This window comes from Mesorhizobium sp. M1D.F.Ca.ET.043.01.1.1 (assembly GCF_003952385.1).
Lineage (GTDB): Bacteria > Pseudomonadota > Alphaproteobacteria > Rhizobiales > Rhizobiaceae > Mesorhizobium.
The window spans coordinates 3207349-3222607 of sequence record NZ_CP034444.1; the positions used below are offsets into that span (position 1 = coordinate 3207349).

At 67.2% G+C, this 15259-nt stretch carries 10 protein-coding genes; 7 read left to right on the forward strand and 3 right to left on the reverse strand.

Translation table 11 applies throughout. The features are described 5' to 3' along the window. The first annotated feature begins 36 nt into the window (after window positions 1-36). The 7 genes from EJ067_RS15565 to EJ067_RS15595 all read left to right on the forward strand — a co-directional run bounded on the left by EJ067_RS15565 (window position 37) and on the right by EJ067_RS15595 (window position 12281). Window positions 37-2601, forward strand: coding sequence for a PAS domain-containing sensor histidine kinase (locus EJ067_RS15565; protein ID WP_126086532.1), 2565 nt, complete (start codon window positions 37-39; stop codon window positions 2599-2601). 6 nt (window positions 2602-2607) lie between these two features. Beyond that, on the forward strand, window positions 2608-4119 hold the full coding sequence (tsaE, locus tag EJ067_RS15570; RefSeq protein WP_126086533.1) for a tRNA (adenosine(37)-N6)-threonylcarbamoyltransferase complex ATPase subunit type 1 TsaE: 1512 nt from the start codon (window positions 2608-2610) through the stop codon (window positions 4117-4119). After that, window positions 4116-4838, forward strand: a complete 723-nt coding sequence (locus EJ067_RS15575) for a nucleotidyltransferase family protein (protein ID WP_126086534.1) — start codon at window positions 4116-4118, stop codon at window positions 4836-4838. The genes tsaE and EJ067_RS15575 overlap by 4 nt, the downstream gene beginning before the upstream one ends. Then, window positions 4835-7954, forward strand: a complete 3120-nt coding sequence (addB, locus tag EJ067_RS15580) for a double-strand break repair protein AddB (RefSeq protein WP_126086535.1) — start codon at window positions 4835-4837, stop codon at window positions 7952-7954. The genes EJ067_RS15575 and addB overlap by 4 nt, the downstream gene beginning before the upstream one ends. Then, window positions 7951-11463 (forward strand): double-strand break repair helicase AddA, encoded by a 3513-nt coding sequence (gene addA / locus EJ067_RS15585; protein WP_126086536.1) that lies wholly within the window; start codon window positions 7951-7953, stop codon window positions 11461-11463. The genes addB and addA overlap by 4 nt, the downstream gene beginning before the upstream one ends. A 74-nt stretch (window positions 11464-11537) precedes the next feature. After that, on the forward strand, window positions 11538-11861 hold the full coding sequence (trxA, locus tag EJ067_RS15590; RefSeq protein ID WP_126086537.1) for a thioredoxin: 324 nt from the start codon (window positions 11538-11540) through the stop codon (window positions 11859-11861). Between the two features lie 138 nt (window positions 11862-11999). Beyond that, on the forward strand, window positions 12000-12281 hold the full coding sequence (locus EJ067_RS15595) for a cupin domain-containing protein (RefSeq protein WP_126086538.1): 282 nt from the start codon (window positions 12000-12002) through the stop codon (window positions 12279-12281). A gap of 6 nt (window positions 12282-12287) precedes the next feature. On the opposite strand, the gene EJ067_RS15600 is transcribed toward EJ067_RS15595, so the two are convergent. The 3 genes from EJ067_RS15600 to accD all read right to left on the reverse strand — a co-directional run bounded on the left by EJ067_RS15600 (window position 12288) and on the right by accD (window position 15253). Then, window positions 12288-12707 (reverse strand): VOC family protein, encoded by a 420-nt coding sequence (locus EJ067_RS15600; RefSeq protein WP_126086539.1) that lies wholly within the window; start codon window positions 12705-12707, stop codon window positions 12288-12290. Between the two features lie 168 nt (window positions 12708-12875). Then, complete coding sequence (locus tag EJ067_RS15605) at window positions 12876-14201, reverse strand: folylpolyglutamate synthase/dihydrofolate synthase family protein (RefSeq protein WP_126086540.1); 1326 nt, start codon at window positions 14199-14201, stop codon at window positions 12876-12878. Between the two features lie 125 nt (window positions 14202-14326). After that, window positions 14327-15253, reverse strand: a complete 927-nt coding sequence (gene accD, locus EJ067_RS15610) for an acetyl-CoA carboxylase, carboxyltransferase subunit beta (protein ID WP_126086541.1) — start codon at window positions 15251-15253, stop codon at window positions 14327-14329. Between the last annotated feature and the right edge of the window lie 6 nt (window positions 15254-15259).

Below are 15259 nucleotides of genomic sequence, written 5' to 3' on the forward strand. Positions count from 1 at the left end.
CGGTCTTGCATTCAAGCGGCGAAAGAGGACCAAGACATGCCGGGGGATAACCCGCCACGCGCGGGAAAGGCCGTTTCCGGCGGCCACGAGGATTCGATCACGACCGGCTCCGCCGCGACGGGCGGCGGTCTGCCGTGGCGCGCCGGCGCCCGCCTCGGCTCGCTTCTTGCCGCCGCCACGCTTGCCGGCCCATTGCTTGTCCTTGCCGCGCGTGCCGACACCGGCATCGCGCAGGCGGCACCGGCGGTCGGCACGGTCGAGGTGATGCAGCTTGCCATGTTTGCCGGCGTCATGGGGGCGGCGCTCGTCTCCGCCATCTTCCTGATCCGCGAGCGGGCGCGGACGGCGTCGCAAAACGTCCAGCTCAGGGCGCGTATCGCCGACGTGAACGCGGCCCTGCAGCGCTCCGAGGCGCTGCTCAATTTGCGCGACCAGCGTGTCGTCGTGTGGAGTGCCGAGAACAAGAAGCCGGAGCTGATCGGCAGCCTGCCGCTCGAAAGCGGCGCGCCGGACGATCGGTCCGCCTTTCTCGCCTTCGGCCGCTGGCTGATGCCGCGCTCCGCCGCGGCGCTCGAGAACGCCATAGCGGCGCTGCGCGACCAGGCGAAGGCCTTCGACCTGGTCATCGAGACGCAGGCGGGCATGCCGCTCGAGGTGCATGGCCGCAAGAGCGCCATGCACGTGCTGGTCCGCTTCATCTCGCTGTCGGAAACCCTGCGCAGCCAGGCCCGGCTGAAGATCGAGAACCAGCGGCTCGGCGCCGACTACGACACCTTGCTCGGCCTGCTCGACGCGCTGAAGATGCCGACATGGCTGCGCGCGGCCGACGGGCGGCTGAAATGGGTCAACCGGGCCTATGCCGAGGCGGTGGAAGCGGAAAGCGCGGAGGCGGCCGTGCGCGAGGCCAAGGAGTTCCTCGGCGGACAGGCGCGCGAGCAGATCGCCGAGCAGCACAAGTCGCGCCCCGTCTTCGAGCAGACTTTGTCGACGGTGATCGAAGGCGATCGCCACATGTTTTCGGTCACCGACTTCGCCAGCGCCGACGGCTCGGCGGGGCTCGCCTGCGACATCAGCGCCATCGAGACGATCCGCGCCGAATATGAGCGCACCGTGCGCAGCCATGCCGACACGCTGGACCAGCTCAACACGGCTGTGGCGATCTTCGATACGGACGAGAACCTGCGCTTCTTCAACCAGGCGTTCCAGAAACTGTGGGGCCTGGACGGCGGCTTCCTGCACAGCGCCCCCTCCAATGCGCTGCTGCTCGACCGGCTGCGCAGCGAAGGCAAGATCGCCGAGCAGCCGGAATGGCGGCGCTGGAAGGAAAACCTGCTCGGCGCCTATCGCGCCGTCGAATCGCAGGAGCACTGGTGGCACCTGCCGGACGGCAAGACGATCCGCGTGGTGGCCAACCCGCAGCCCAAGGGCGGCGTCACCTGGGTGTTCGAGAACCTGACCGAGAAGATGGACCTCGAAAGCCGCTACCAGACGGCGGTGCGCGTGCAGGGCGAGACGCTGGACAATCTGGCGGAAGGCGTTGCGGTGTTCGGCCCGGACGGACGGCTTCGCCTGTCCAACCCCGCCTTCATAGCGCTGTGGGGGCTGACGCCGGACGCGATCAAGCCGAACGTGCATGTCTCGGCGATCCGCGACCTTTGCGACCGGCGCGCGGCGGAAAGTCCGTGGGGCGGCTTCGCCGCCGCCATCACCGGCTTCGACGACGAGCGCCGCGACCGCCACGGCCAGACCGAGCTCGTCAACGGCACGGTGCTGAGCTATGCCGTGATCCACCTGCCCAACGGGCAGGTGATGATGACCTTCGTCGACGTCACCGACACCGTCAATGTCGAGCGGGCGCTGAAGGACAGGAACGAGGCGCTGGAGAAGTCCGATCAGTTGAAGAACGAGTTCGTGCAGCACGTCTCCTATGAACTGCGCTCGCCGCTGACCAACATCATCGGCTTCACCGAGCTGTTGTCGCTGCCCGCTACCGGACCGCTGACGCCGAAGCAGCGCGAATATGTCGAGCATGTCGGCTCGTCGTCCTCGGTGCTGCTCACCATCGTCAACGACATACTGGACCTGGCGACGGTTGACGCCGGCATCATGCAGCTCGACATTTCAGAGATGAGCATCGACAGGACCATCGCGGCTGCGGCCGAGCTGGTCGCCGACCGCCTGGAGGAGCACCGGATCAAGCTCCGGGTCGACGCGGCGGCGGCGCCAAAGAGCTTCCACGGCGACGAGATCCGTGTCCGCCAGATCCTCTACAATCTCTTGAGCAATGCCGCGAACTACGCGCCGGAGGCGAGCACGATCACGCTCGCCTGCCGCCAGCTTGCGGAAGGGGTCGAATTCTCAGTCCATGACGACGGGCCCGGCATGCCGCCGGACGTGCTGGAATCGGTCTTCCGCCGCTTCGAGCCGCGCGCCAATGGCGGCCGCCGGCGCGGCGCCGGGCTGGGGCTGTCGATCGTCAAGAGCTTCGTCGAATTGCATGGCGGAACGGTGCGCATCGAAACCGGCATGGACAAGGGCACGACGGTCATCTGCACCTTCCCCGACACGCCCTCCGGCGGCATCCGCGAAGCGGCCGAGTAACGCGCTTTGGCAGAGACTGTTCTGGAACGTTTTCTCGCCGACGAGGCGGCGACGGCAAGGCTTGGCGAAGACCTCGCCATGGCTCTGCGCGCCGGCGACGCGATTGCGCTCAAAGGCGATCTCGGCGCCGGCAAGTCGACCTTGGCCCGTGCCCTGATCCGGGCGCTTGCCGATGACGCCAGCCTCGAAGTGCCGAGCCCGACCTTCACGCTGGTGCAGAGCTACGAGACGCGGGTCCCGGTCCATCATTTCGATCTCTACCGCCTGTCCTCGCCGGACGAGCTCGACGAGCTCGGCCTCGACGACGCGCTGGTGCAAGGCGCGGCGCTGATCGAATGGCCGGAACGGGCCGGGGACCGGCTGCCGCAGAATGCGCTTTGGGTCGAACTCGCCGAACATGGCGAAGGCCGGATCGCGAAACTGTCCGGGCAGGGAGCGGCATTCGAGCGCGTGGCGCGCTCGCTGGCAATGCGCGATTTCCTGGCCGCCGCCGGCTGGGGCGAGGCGAGCCGCCGTCATTTCGTCGGCGATGCGTCGGCCCGCTCCTACGAGATCGTCTCGCTGCCCGTCCAGGCGCCGCGCGTGCTGATGAACTCGCCGCGCCTGGTGCTCGGCCCGCCGGTGCGCGACGGCAAGCCCTATGCGGTGATCGCCCACACGGCCCAATCCGTCACCGCCTTCGTCGCTATCGACCGGGCGCTGCTTGCCGCCGGCGTCAGCGTGCCGGTGATCCATGCGCAGGATCTCGACCAGGGCTTTTTGCTGCTCGAGCATCTCGGCTCGGAAGGATTTTTGGGCGGCGACGGCGAGCCCATCGTCGAACGCTACGAGGCAGCGGCTGAGCTGCTCGCCATGATGCACGGCAAGGCGTGGCCGAGCCGCATGGAGGCCGCGCCCGGCGTGTTCCACGATGTGCCGCCCTTCGACCGCGACGCCATGCTGATCGAGGCCGACCTTCTGGTCGACTGGTATGTGCCGTGGATTTCGGGCAAGCCGGCAAGCGATGCACTGCGCGCCGGCTACCACAAGCAGTGGAACGCACTGCTCGATCGACTCTCGGGCGGCGAATACACGCTGATGCTGCGCGACTTCCATTCGCCCAACATCATCTGGCGCGGCGAGCGCTCCGGCCCCGGCCGGCTCGGCATCGTCGACGTCCAGGACGCGCTGATCGGCCCGGCGGCTTACGACGTCGCCTCGCTTGCAATGGATGCGCGCGTCACCGTTTCGCCCGCGATCGAGCGGCGGACGGTCGCGGCCTATGTGGCGGCGCGGCGCGCCGCGGGCGCCTTCGACGAAGCGGCCTTCGCCGAGGCCTACGCGATCATGGCGGCGCAGCGCAGTTCGAAGATCCTCGGCATCTTCGTGCGGCTCGAAAAGCGCGACGGCAAGCCTTACTATCTGAAACACCTGCCGCGCATCCGCGACTATCTGAGGCGGGCGCTGGCGCATCCGGCGCTTGGCCATTTGAAGGAATTCTACATGGCCCACGGCCTTCTCGAGGAACGCTCGCCATGACGCCGAAGACCGCGATGGTGCTTGCGGCCGGCCTCGGCAAGCGCATGCGGCCGATCACCGACACGATACCGAAGCCGCTGGTGAAGATCGCCGGCAAGACCTTGCTCGACTGGGGGCTGGACAGCCTGGAAGCCGCCGGGGTCAGCGAGGCGGTCGTCAACGTGCATTATCTGCCGGAGCAGATCATCGCCCATGTCGCCGCTCGCCCGGCGCCGCGGATCGTCATCTCCGATGAGCGCGAGGCCCTGCTGGAATCGGCGGGCGGCATCGTCAAGGCGCTGCCGCTTTTGGGCAGTGAGCCCTTCTACATCATCAATGCCGACACCTTCTGGATCGACAGTGGTGAGCCAAGCCTCGAGCGGCTTGCCCTTGCATGGGACGCCGCCAGAATGGATATTCTGCTGATGCTCACCGATCTCGACTCAGCGACCGGGCATTGCGTCGGCACCGATTTCCTGGTGGCTTCGGACGGCGCGTTGCGGCGCTCGAAGGGGGATCCAGCCGGCCTGATCTATGCCGGCGCGGCAATCGTCCATCCGCGCATCTTCAAGGACGCGCCGACGGGTTCGCATTCGCTCAACGTCTATTTCGACAGGGCAATCGCCGCCGGGCGCCTGTTCGGGATGGCGATGAGAGGCCGCTGGATCACCGTCGGCACGCCCGACGCCATTCCGGCGGCGGAAGCGGCGGTCGCCGACGTCCTCGCGAAAGCGGTATGAGCGGCTCGCGCCGCGTCTTCTCCATCCCGCCCGGAGCGCCGTTCCTGCCGACGCTGGCGGAGGCCTTGCTCGACGGCCGCCTGATCCCCGGCTTCCGCTTCGACGGCGATCCGCTGGCGCTCACCGACGCCACCATCTACGTGCCGACGCGGCGCGCGGCGCGCGCGCTGCGCGGTGTCTTCGTCGATATGCTTGGTCAGCGCTCGGCTATCCTGCCGACGGTACGGCCGCTCGGCGAGTTCGACGAGGACGAGGCGGCCTTCGATGCCGAGACGGCACCGGCAATCGATCTTGCGCCGCCGATCGCCGCGCAGGAGCGGCTATTGCTGCTGGCGCCTCTGGTGCGTGCCTGGAAGGAAAGCCTGCCGGCGCATGTCGCAGCACGCTTCAACGAGGAATTCGTCGTGCCGACCTCGGCCGCCGACGCCATCTGGCTTTCGCGCGATCTTGCCCGGCTGATGGACGAGATCGAAACCGAAGGCACGGACTGGGCCAAGCTCGCCACGCTTGTGACCGGCAACCTCGCCGGCTGGTGGCAGGTGACGCTCGATTTCCTCGGCATCGTCACCGACAACTGGCCGCGGCTGCTTGAAGAACGCAACCGATCCAATCCGGCCGCGCATCGCAGCGCGCTGATCCGGCTGGAAGCAGCGCGGCTGAAGCACAATCCGCCGGGCGGACCGGTGATAGCCGCCGGTTCGACCGGCTCGATTCCCGCGACCGCCGAGCTGCTCGCCGTGATCGCCGGCCTGCCCAATGGCGCCGTCGTGCTGCCCGGGCTCGACCGCGAGTTGGACGATGCGTCCTTTTCGGCCATTACGGCGCCCGGCGCGCGGCCGGCAACGCTCGGCCACCCGCAATACGGTCTCGCAAAGCTGATTGGCGGCATGCGCGTCCAGCGCCGCGATGTCGAGGCGATCGGCGCCGCCGCCCCGCATCTTGCGCTGCGCGCGGCTCTTGTCGGCGAGGCGCTGCGGCCGGCCGAGACCACCGAGCGCTGGACCGAGACGCGGCCACGTTTCGCGGCAAACGACGTCGAGCGGGCGCTGGCCGGCGTAACGCTGGTGGAAGCGGCCAACGAACGCGACGAAGCGGTGGCGATCGCGATCGCGCTGAAGCGCGCGGTCGAAGCGCCGGGCAGGCGCGCGGCGCTCGTCACCGGCGATCGGGCGCTGGCGCGACGCGTCTCGGCGGAACTGCTGCGCTTTGGGGTCGTTGCCGATGATTCCGGCGGCGCGCCGCTCAGCAATACGCCGGCGGCCAGCCTGCTCCGGCTGGCGCTCAACGCCGCGTTCCGGCCCGGCGATCCGGTAGGTCTGCTGTCGCTGCTCAAGCATCCGCTGCTTGGCTTCGGCCTCGAACGCCGGATCGTCCGCAAGGCGGCCGAGCTGATAGAGCTGGTTGCCTTGCGCGGCGGCACCGGCCGGCCGGACATCGCGTCGCTGGGCGAGCTTTTCGAGACGCGGCTCGCCGGTCTCAGTGGCGAGAGCCGTCCGCCATTCTGGTTCCCGCGCCTTACCGTGCGCGGCATCGAGCAGGCGCGGGACGTGCTTAGCCGTCTTACCGACGCGCTCTCGCCGCTCACGACCGTGCGCGGCGAGCAGCATGCCGGCATCGCGACGCTGACGCGGGCGAGCGTCGTGGCACTGGAAGGCCTTGGCCGCGCGGCCGACGGCAACCTGACCGACCTCTATGCCGGCGACGCGGGCGAGAAACTCGCCGCGCTGCTGCGCGGGCTGGTCGCGGCATCCTCGCCTTTCGCCCTCGCGGCGAGCGAATGGCCGGACGTGATGGAAGCGCTGATCGCGCCGGAAACGGTCAAGCCGGCGCAAGGCGCCGACCGCAACATCGCCATCTGGGGCGCGCTGGAAGCCCGATTGCAGAACGTCGACACGCTCGTCATCGGCGGGCTCAACGAAGGCGTGTGGCCGCGCAAGCCCGAGAGCGACCGCTTCATGTCGCGGCTGATGAAGACCGGCATCGACCTTGAACCGCCCGAGCGGCGCATCGGCCTTGCCGCACATGACTTCCAGATGGCGATGGGCACTGAAACGGTGCTGCTGACGCGCTCGGCGCGATCCGGCGACGCGCCGGCGGTGCCGTCGCGCTGGCTGCAGCGCATCCTCACCTTCATCGGCAGGGACCAGGCGACGGTGCTTGGCCGGCGCGGCGACACGCTGCTTGCCTGGGCACGGGCGCTCGACGCCGGCGAAAGGAAGGATTTCGCGGCCCGCCCGCAGCCGAAGCCGCCGCTGCACCTGCGGCCGCAGCATTTCTCGGTCACCGAGATCGAGACGCTGCGCCGCGACCCCTATGCGATCTATGCCCGGCGCATTCTCGGCCTGATGCCGCTCGACCCGGTGATCCGCGACCCGGGCGCTGCCGAACGTGGCACACTGTTCCACGAAATCCTGCATCTGTTCTCACGGCGGGTGGAGGATCCAAGGGCGCCGGGCGCACTGGCGAGCCTCATCGAAGCCGGGCGTATCGCATTTGCCGCAGCAGCGCTTCCGCCAGACATCGAGGCGGTGTGGTGGCCGCGCTTCCAAAAGCTCGCCGAAAACATCATCGAATGGGAGCATACCCGCGCCGACGCCGTCGCCAGACGCCATGCCGAGGAGCGCGCCGAAAGGACCGTCGTCGGCCGCACCGGCGTCACGCTCTCCGGCTATGCCGACCGCGTCGACCTGCTGGCAGGCGGCATGGCCGACATCCTCGATTATAAGACCGGCTCCTCGCCCTCGAAGGCGCAGGCGCACACGCTTCTGTCGCCGCAACTCGCGCTCGAGGGCGCGCTGCTGCGGCGCGGCGCCTTCAAGGAGCTCGGCATCTGCGAACCTTCGCAGCTTGCCTTCGTGCGGCTGAAGCCGAACGGCGAGGTGTTCGAGGAATCGATCCTCGAATACAACCGCAAGCCGAAGACCGCCAACGAGCTTGCCGAGGAGGCCTGGGCGCGGCTGGAGCGATTGCTCTTACACTATGCCGACCCGCAGACGGGCTATCTGTCTCGCGCGCTGCCTTTCCGCGAGGGCGAGGCCGATGGCGATTACGACCATCTCGCCCGTGTGCTCGAATGGTCGGCCGGCGGCGCAAGCGAGGACGAGGCGGAAGGATGAAATATCCGATCCCCTCCGATACCGCCGCCAGCCAGGCACGGGCCTCCGACCCGCAAAATTCCGCCTGGGTTTCGGCCAATGCCGGCTCGGGCAAGACGCATGTGCTGGCGCAGCGCGTCATCCGGCTTCTGCTCAACGGCACCGATCCATCGAAGATCCTGTGCCTGACCTATACGCGCGCCGCCGCGGCCAACATGTCGAACCGGGTGTTCTCGACGCTGTCGGAATGGACCGCCCTGCCCGATCCTGAGCTTGCGTCGCGGATCGCGGCGCTCGACGGGCGCGGCGCCGACCGCAACACCATGCGGCGCGCGCGCCGATTGTTCGCCGAGGCGCTTGAGACGCCGGGCGGGCTGAAAATCCAGACCATCCACGCCTTCTGCGAATCGGTGCTGCACCAGTTTCCGCTCGAGGCCAACATCCCGGCGCATTTCGAGATGCTCGATCCGCAGATGGAGGCCTCGCTGTTCGCCGATGCCCGCCGCGACATGATTTCGGGCGCGGGCGCCGGCGTCGAGGGTCTGGCGGGAGCCTTTGCAACGGTGCTGGAGCGCGGCGGCGAATTCGGGCTCGACATGCTGCTTTCCGAGATCGTCGGCAAGCGCGACGAATTGCGCGGCTTCATCGCCAAGATCGGCAAGGGCCGTGATTTCCGGCCGCTATTTGCCGAATTCGGCTTCAGGCCTGGGCAGACGGCCGAGGACATCGCCGCTTCCGTCTGGCCGCTGCCGGGCTTTGCGCCCGGCCAGTTCGCCGAGTTCGCGCGCGCCGCTGAAGCCGCCGACGCACGGCAGGTGCTGAACAACGTGCTGCCTTACGCGCAGGGCGCCTTTGCCGAGGCCGACCCGATCCGGCGGCTGGGCCTGCTTGCCAAGGGGTTTCTGCGCTCCGACGGCGACCCCTACGATCCGCCGAAGATCTTCAAGAAGGCCCTGGTCGACCGGCTGCCCGACCTGCCCGAGCGCTACCTGACGGCGGCCAAGGCGATCCTCGACGTGTCGGACCGGCTGGCGCTGTTCCGCATGCTCGAAGGCACGGCCGCCGCGCTCACCGTCGCCGGCTGGCTGATCGCCCGCTACGAGCAGCTGAAGCGAAGCCGCGGCTTCCTCGACTTCAACGACCTGATCACCCGCACGGTCAGTCTTTTGTCTCGGCCCGATGCCGGCCCCTGGGTGCAGTTCAAGCTCGACCAGGGCATCGACCACATCCTGCTCGACGAGGCGCAGGACACCAGCCCCGACCAGTGGGAGGTGGTGAAGAAGCTGACGGAAGAGTTCTTTGCCGGGCTCGGGCAGCGCGAAGCGGTCAAGCGCACGGTATTCGCCGTCGGCGACGAAAAGCAGTCGATCTATTCCTTCCAGGGCGCGGCGCCGGATTCCTTTGCCGAGAGCCGGCTTTTGTTTGCCGGCCGGGTGCGCGACGCCGAAGCCGCCTTCGCCGACCTGAAGCTTACCTGGTCGTTCCGCTCCAGCGACGACGTGCTGGCCGCCGTCGACCGCGTCTTTGCCGAGCCTGCTGTGCGGCGCGGCATCAGCCACGATCCCGATCCGCTCAGCCACAAGGCGATCCGCAACGACGCGCCGGGCTATGTCGAGCTGTGGCCTTCGATCGGCGCCGAAATGGTCGAGGAGCCGGACGACTGGACCTTGCCGGTCAACCATGCCAGCGCGCCCGCCGTGCGCGTGGCGGAGCATGTGGCAACGACCATCCAGAACTGGCTGCGCAATGGCGAAATCATCGAGGGCAAGGGCCGGAAGCTGACCGCCGGCGACATCCTTGTCCTGGTGCGCAAGCGCGACCGCTTCGTGCACGCGTTGTCGCGCAGCCTCAAGAACCGGCAGATCCCGGTCGCCGGCGCCGACAGGCTGAGGCTGCCCGGCCATATCGCCGTGCAGGACCTGATCGCGCTTGGCCATTTCCTGATCCAGCCGGAGGACGACCTGTCCCTGGCCGCGGTGCTGCGCAGCCCGATCTTCGAGGTTTCGGAAGAGACCTTGCTTGCGCTCGCCGGCGAGAGACCGAAAGGCCAGTCGCTGATCGCCTCGCTGAGGCAGAATGCTGTCGGAGACGAGGCCCTTGCCGCTATCGTCAGCCGCCTCGACGCCTGGGCGAACGAGGTCGCCTTCAAGCCGGTGTTCGAGTTCTATGCCGCGGCGCTTTCGCGCGATGGCCTGCGGCGCAGGATGACGGCCCGGCTCGGGCCGGAAGCCGGCGACATTCTCGACGAATTCCTGAGCTTCTGCCTGGCCGAGGAGCGCACCGGCCTGCCGGGGCTGGAATCCTTCCTCTCGACGCTCGAAAACGCGGGCCCCGAGATCAAGCGCGAGATGGACCAGACCCGCGACGAGGTGCGCGTCATGACCGTGCATGCCGCGAAAGGCCTGGAAGCGCCTGTCGTTTTCCTGGTCGATGGCGGCTCGGCGCCGTTCAGCGACCAGCATCTGCCGCGGCTGATGGCCTTCGAAGGCTCGGGCGCTGAGTGGAAGGGCAAGGGCTATCTCTGGCGCTCGGCCAGCGACGTCGCCAATGGGGTTTCGCGGGCGGCCTCGGCGCGGGCGCGCGAGCTTGCCGACGACGAATACCGGCGGCTGCTCTATGTCGGCATGACGCGCGCCGAGGACCGGCTGATCGTCTGCGGCTATCACGGCAAGCGGGCGCCGAGCACCGGAACCTGGCATTCGATCGTCAGCCGGGCGCTGCTGGGTGCGCCCGAAAGCGCAGAGCGCCGGCACCCGGCGGCGGCCGAGGTGGCCGTGCATCGCTTCCACATGACCAAGCTGCCGCCGGTGGCTTTCGCGCGGGCCGACGAGACAACGCCATTCGATCACGCGGCGCCGCTGCCGGACGGCCTGTTCCGGCCTGTGCCGCCTTATGAGGAGCTGCCGCGACCGCTGTCGCCCTCCGGCGCCTCGGCGCTGATCGAGGAGACGACGCAAAGCTTGCCCGACACACGCTCGCCGGTGCTCGACGCCGTGGCCGAGCCCGGCTTTGCCGTGATGCGCGGGCTGGCCCTGCACAAATTGCTGCAGATGCTGCCCGGCATCGGCGAGGATGAAAGGCCTAACGCCGCGGAACGCTATCTGGCGCGCGCCGGCGCCGATTGGCCGGCCGAGGAGCGCGACAAGGCGTTGGAAGCGGTGCTTTCGATCCTGTCCGACAGCCGCTTCGGCGCGCTGTTCTCGCCGTCCTCGCGGGCCGAGGTCGCGGTCATGGGCAGCCTGGACGTGAAAGGCACGCTGCGCTCCATCTCCGGCAAGATCGACCGGCTGGCCGTCACGCCGGAAAAAGTCTCGATCGTCGACTACAAGACCAACCGGCCGGCGCCCGCGAGCCTGGCCGAGGTGCCGCCGGCTTACGTGCTGCAGCTCGCGCTCTACCGCGCGCTGCTCAAGCCGCTCTATCCCGGCCGCGAGGTGTCGGCTGCACTGCTCTTCACCGAGGCGCCACGCCTGATCGAGCTGCCGGCAAAGGCCATGGACGATGCCCTTGCCCGACTCACGGGAGCGTGACACAAGAACTGCTTGAAGATCGCCGCCACAACCACCACATTTGGTGCAACCCGAGTTTTCGAAAGGATTTCAGCATGGCCACCGTCAAGGTTGACAAGGGCAATTTCCAGGCCGATGTGCTCAACGCCAAGGAGCCGGTCGTGGTGGATTTCTGGGCGGAATGGTGCGGCCCGTGCAAGATGATCGGCCCGTCGCTGGAAGAGATCGCCAACGAGCTGGGCTCCAAGGTCAAGGTCGCCAAGCTCAACATCGACGAGAACCCCGAGTTGGCCGCGCAGTATGGCGTGCGCTCGATCCCGACGCTGATGATCTTCAAGGGCGGCGAAGTGGCCGACATGAAGGTGGGCGCGGCGCCGAAGACCGCGCTGTCGCACTGGATCAACGGCAGCCTCGCCTGAGCCAAGCCAAAGATTCGACTGATGAGCCCGGCCATCGTGCCGGGCTTTTTCCTGACCTTCTTGGCGCCATCGCTGACGGCGCTCTGGCCCTGACGCCGAGACCTGCCATCTCCTCTCTTACAAGAAAAGGAGGAGTTCATGACCGGAACAGCCAAGGCCACAGTCTTCGTCGACAATGAGCGGGTCATCGTCACCGAATACCGCTTCGCGCCCGGCGCCAACACCGGCTGGCACCGCCACGGCCACGATTATGTCGTCGTGCCGCTGATGGACGGCAAGGTGAAGCTGGTGACCAAGGACGGCACCACCTTCGCCGAGATGAAGAAAGGCGCGCCCTATTTCCGCAGGGAAGGCGTCGAGCACGACGTCATCAACGCGAATGACGGCGAATACGCGTTCATCGAAATCGAGCTGAAGTAAACGCCGTCACCAGTCGGCGACGCGGTCGCCCCCGGCGAATTGCGCGCTTTTGGCGGTATATTCGAACAGCTCGATCCGCACGCCGTTCGGGTCGGTGATCCAGGCTTGAAAAGTGTCGTCGCAGGCGAGCTTCTTCGGCGTCACATCGAAGCCTTTCGACCGGATATGGGCGATTGCCGCCTCGATATCCTCCACCTCCAGGCACAAGTGGTTGATCTGGTTCATCCCGCTGTAGCTGGCCTCGATTTTCTCGAACACCTCGACATGGCTGCGGCCGCCGCAATCGAGATAGAAGCCGAAGACCTTGCCGTCGCGCAGGAAGCTGAACCGCGTGTCCATGCCGAGCACGTCGCGGTAGAAGCTGCGCGTCGCCTCCAGGTCGTGCGCGAAGATGCAGACATGGGCGAGTTGTTTCACTCTGATCACGACCGGTTCCTTTCGGCCCCCGCCGAAATGTCCCAGGCTCTTTTCCTGAGTTGTTTTGTCACGTTGCGCAATTCCGGACGGAAAACCGCTACGCACTTTTCCTGGAATTGCTGTTTTTGTTTGCGCAATTCCGGACGGAAAACCGCTACGCACTTTTCCTGGAATTGCTTAAGTCGGCGGCGTGCCGTTCTCGTCCAGCACCGCGCCGGCGAAATAGAGCGAGCCGCCGATCAGGATGCGCGGCGCCGGGCCGTCCCAGCTGTCGCGCAACAGCATCAGCGCGTTGGCGACCGAGCCGACCGGCTCGGCGGACAGGCCGGCCTCGGTGGCGCGCAGCGCCAGCTCGTCGTTCGGCACGCCGGCATCGCTCGTACTCACCGGCACGGTGTAGACATGCCGGGCGAGCCCCTTGAAGGCGCTGAAATAGCCGGTCTGGTCCTTGGTGTTGATCATGCCGGAGATGAGGATCAGCGGCCGCGGGTTCCTTTCCTCCTGCTCGGCCAACGCCTCGGCGATGACGACGCCGGCGCCTGGATTGTGGCCGCCGTCGAGCCAGATCTCGGCGCCCTTGGGCGCCAGGTCCACCAGGCTGCCCTGCGACAATTTCTGCATCCGGGCCGGCCAGGCGACTTTGGCCATCGCCTTTTCGGCGGCGCGGTGACCGATCTCGAAGCCGGCCGCCTTGACCGCGGCGATCGCCGCGGCGGCATTGGCGAACTGGTGCCGCCCCGGCAGGCGCGGCAGCGGCAGGTCCATCAGGCCGTCCTCGTCCTGATAGACCAGGCGGCCATTTTCCTCGAAGGCCAGGAAATCCTGGCCGTAGACGACGGTCGGGCAGTCGAGCCGCTCGGCGGTCTCGATCAGCACCTCGAGCGCCGTCTCGCTTTCCTGCGCGCCGATCACCACCGGGCAGCCGCGCTTCATGATGCCGGCCTTTTCAGCGGCGATCAGTTCGACGCGATCGCCGAGATAGGCTTCATGATCCATCGATATCGGCATGATCACCGAGACAGCGGGCCGCCCGATGACATTGGTGGCATCGAACCGGCCGCCGAGACCGACCTCGATGATCGCGGCTTCGGCCGAATGCTCGGAAAACAAAATGAACGTGACGGCGGTCAGTATCTCGAAGACGGTGATCTTCTGGCCTCCATTGGCCTTCGCCACGCGCGCGATCGCCTCGGCAAAGACCTGATCGTCGACCAGCTTGCCGCCGCCCTCGGCCGCCAGCCGGTAGCGCTCGTGCCAGTTCACCAGATGCGGCGAGGTGTGCACGTGGACAAGGTGGCCGGCCGCCTCCAGCAGCGCGCGCGCGAAGGCGGCGCAGGAGCCCTTGCCGTTGGTGCCGGCGATATGGATGACCGGCGGCAGCCGGTCCTGCGGATCGCCAAGACGCTCTAGCAGGCGGGTGATGCGGTCCAGCGAAAGGTCGAAGCCTTTCGGGTGGAGCGTCATCAGATGTTCGATTTCGCGGTCGGCGGCGAGCGTTGTCATGGCGGAATCCTAGCGCATGACCCCGAAAACCGGAAATCGGTTTTCGGAAAGGATCATGCGCCATCTAGTAGCTACTGCGCACCGCGGCTGGCGCGCAATCGCGGTTCGCAGCGAACGATGTCGCGTCAGGCGTGCGGCCGCGCTTCCGGCTGGGGCAGCGCCGGCGGCAGGATCTCAGGCTCCACCGGCTTCTCGGCGGCCGGCACCTTGAGCAGCATCCTCAGCAGCCGCGCGATGGTCTGGCGCATCTCCAGACGCGAGACCACCATGTCGACCATGCCGTGCTCCATCAGATACTCGGCGCGCTGGAAGCCGTCGGGCAGCTTCTCGCGGATGGTCTGCTCGATGACGCGCGGCCCGGCAAAGCCGATCAGCGCGCCGGGCTCGGCAATGTGGACGTCGCCCAGCATGGCGTAGGACGCGGTGACGCCGCCGGTGGTCGGGTTGGTGAGCACGACGATGTAGGGCAGGCCGGCTTCCTTCAGCCGGTCGACGCCCACCGTGGTGCGCGGCAACTGCATCAGCGACAGGATGCCTTCCTGCATGCGGGCGCCGCCGGAGGCAGCAAACAGGATCAGCGGGCGCCTGCGCTGCAGGGCAACCTCGAAAGCATGCACGATGGCATCGCCCGCCGCCATGCCGAGCGAGCCGCCCATGAAGGCGAAATCCTGCACGGTGACGATGACCGGCAGGCCATCGATGGTGCCGGCGGCGTTGAGGATCGCATCTTCGAGGCCGGTCTTGGCCTTCGCCTCCTTCAGGCGGTCAGTGTAGCGCTTCTCGTCACGGAACTTCAGCGGGTCCTGGACGACCTTGGGGTTTTCCAGCGTCTCGTATTTGCCGTCGTCGAAGAAGTATTTCAGCCGCTCCTTGGCCGAGATCTTCATGTGATGGCCGGAGGACGGGATGACGAACTGGTTGGATTCGAGATCCTTGTGGAAGATCATCTCGCCGGTCTCGGGATCCTTGATCCAGAGGTTTTCCGGCATGTCGGTGCGCCGGCCGAGCATCGAATTGATCTTCGGGCGAACGTAGTTCGTGATCCAGTTCATCGCTTC

Excerpts from the sequence above, each read along its gene's own strand:
- EJ067_RS15565 (WP_126086532.1), top strand. The coding sequence starts at position 37 with ATGCCGGGGGATAACCCGCCACGCGCGGGAAAGGCCGTTTCCGGCGGC.
- EJ067_RS15575 (WP_126086534.1), top strand. The coding sequence starts at position 4,116 with ATGACGCCGAAGACCGCGATGGTGCTTGCGGCCGGCCTCGGCAAGCGC.
- addB (WP_126086535.1), top strand. The coding sequence starts at position 4,835 with ATGAGCGGCTCGCGCCGCGTCTTCTCCATCCCGCCCGGAGCGCCGTTC.
- addA (WP_126086536.1), top strand. The coding sequence starts at position 7,951 with ATGAAATATCCGATCCCCTCCGATACCGCCGCCAGCCAGGCACGGGCC.
- trxA (WP_126086537.1), top strand. The coding sequence starts at position 11,538 with ATGGCCACCGTCAAGGTTGACAAGGGCAATTTCCAGGCCGATGTGCTC.
- EJ067_RS15595 (WP_126086538.1), top strand. The coding sequence starts at position 12,000 with ATGACCGGAACAGCCAAGGCCACAGTCTTCGTCGACAATGAGCGGGTC.
- EJ067_RS15605 (WP_126086540.1), bottom strand. The coding sequence starts at position 14,201 with ATGACAACGCTCGCCGCCGACCGCGAAATCGAACATCTGATGACGCTC.
- accD (WP_126086541.1), bottom strand. The coding sequence starts at position 15,253 with ATGAACTGGATCACGAACTACGTTCGCCCGAAGATCAATTCGATGCTC.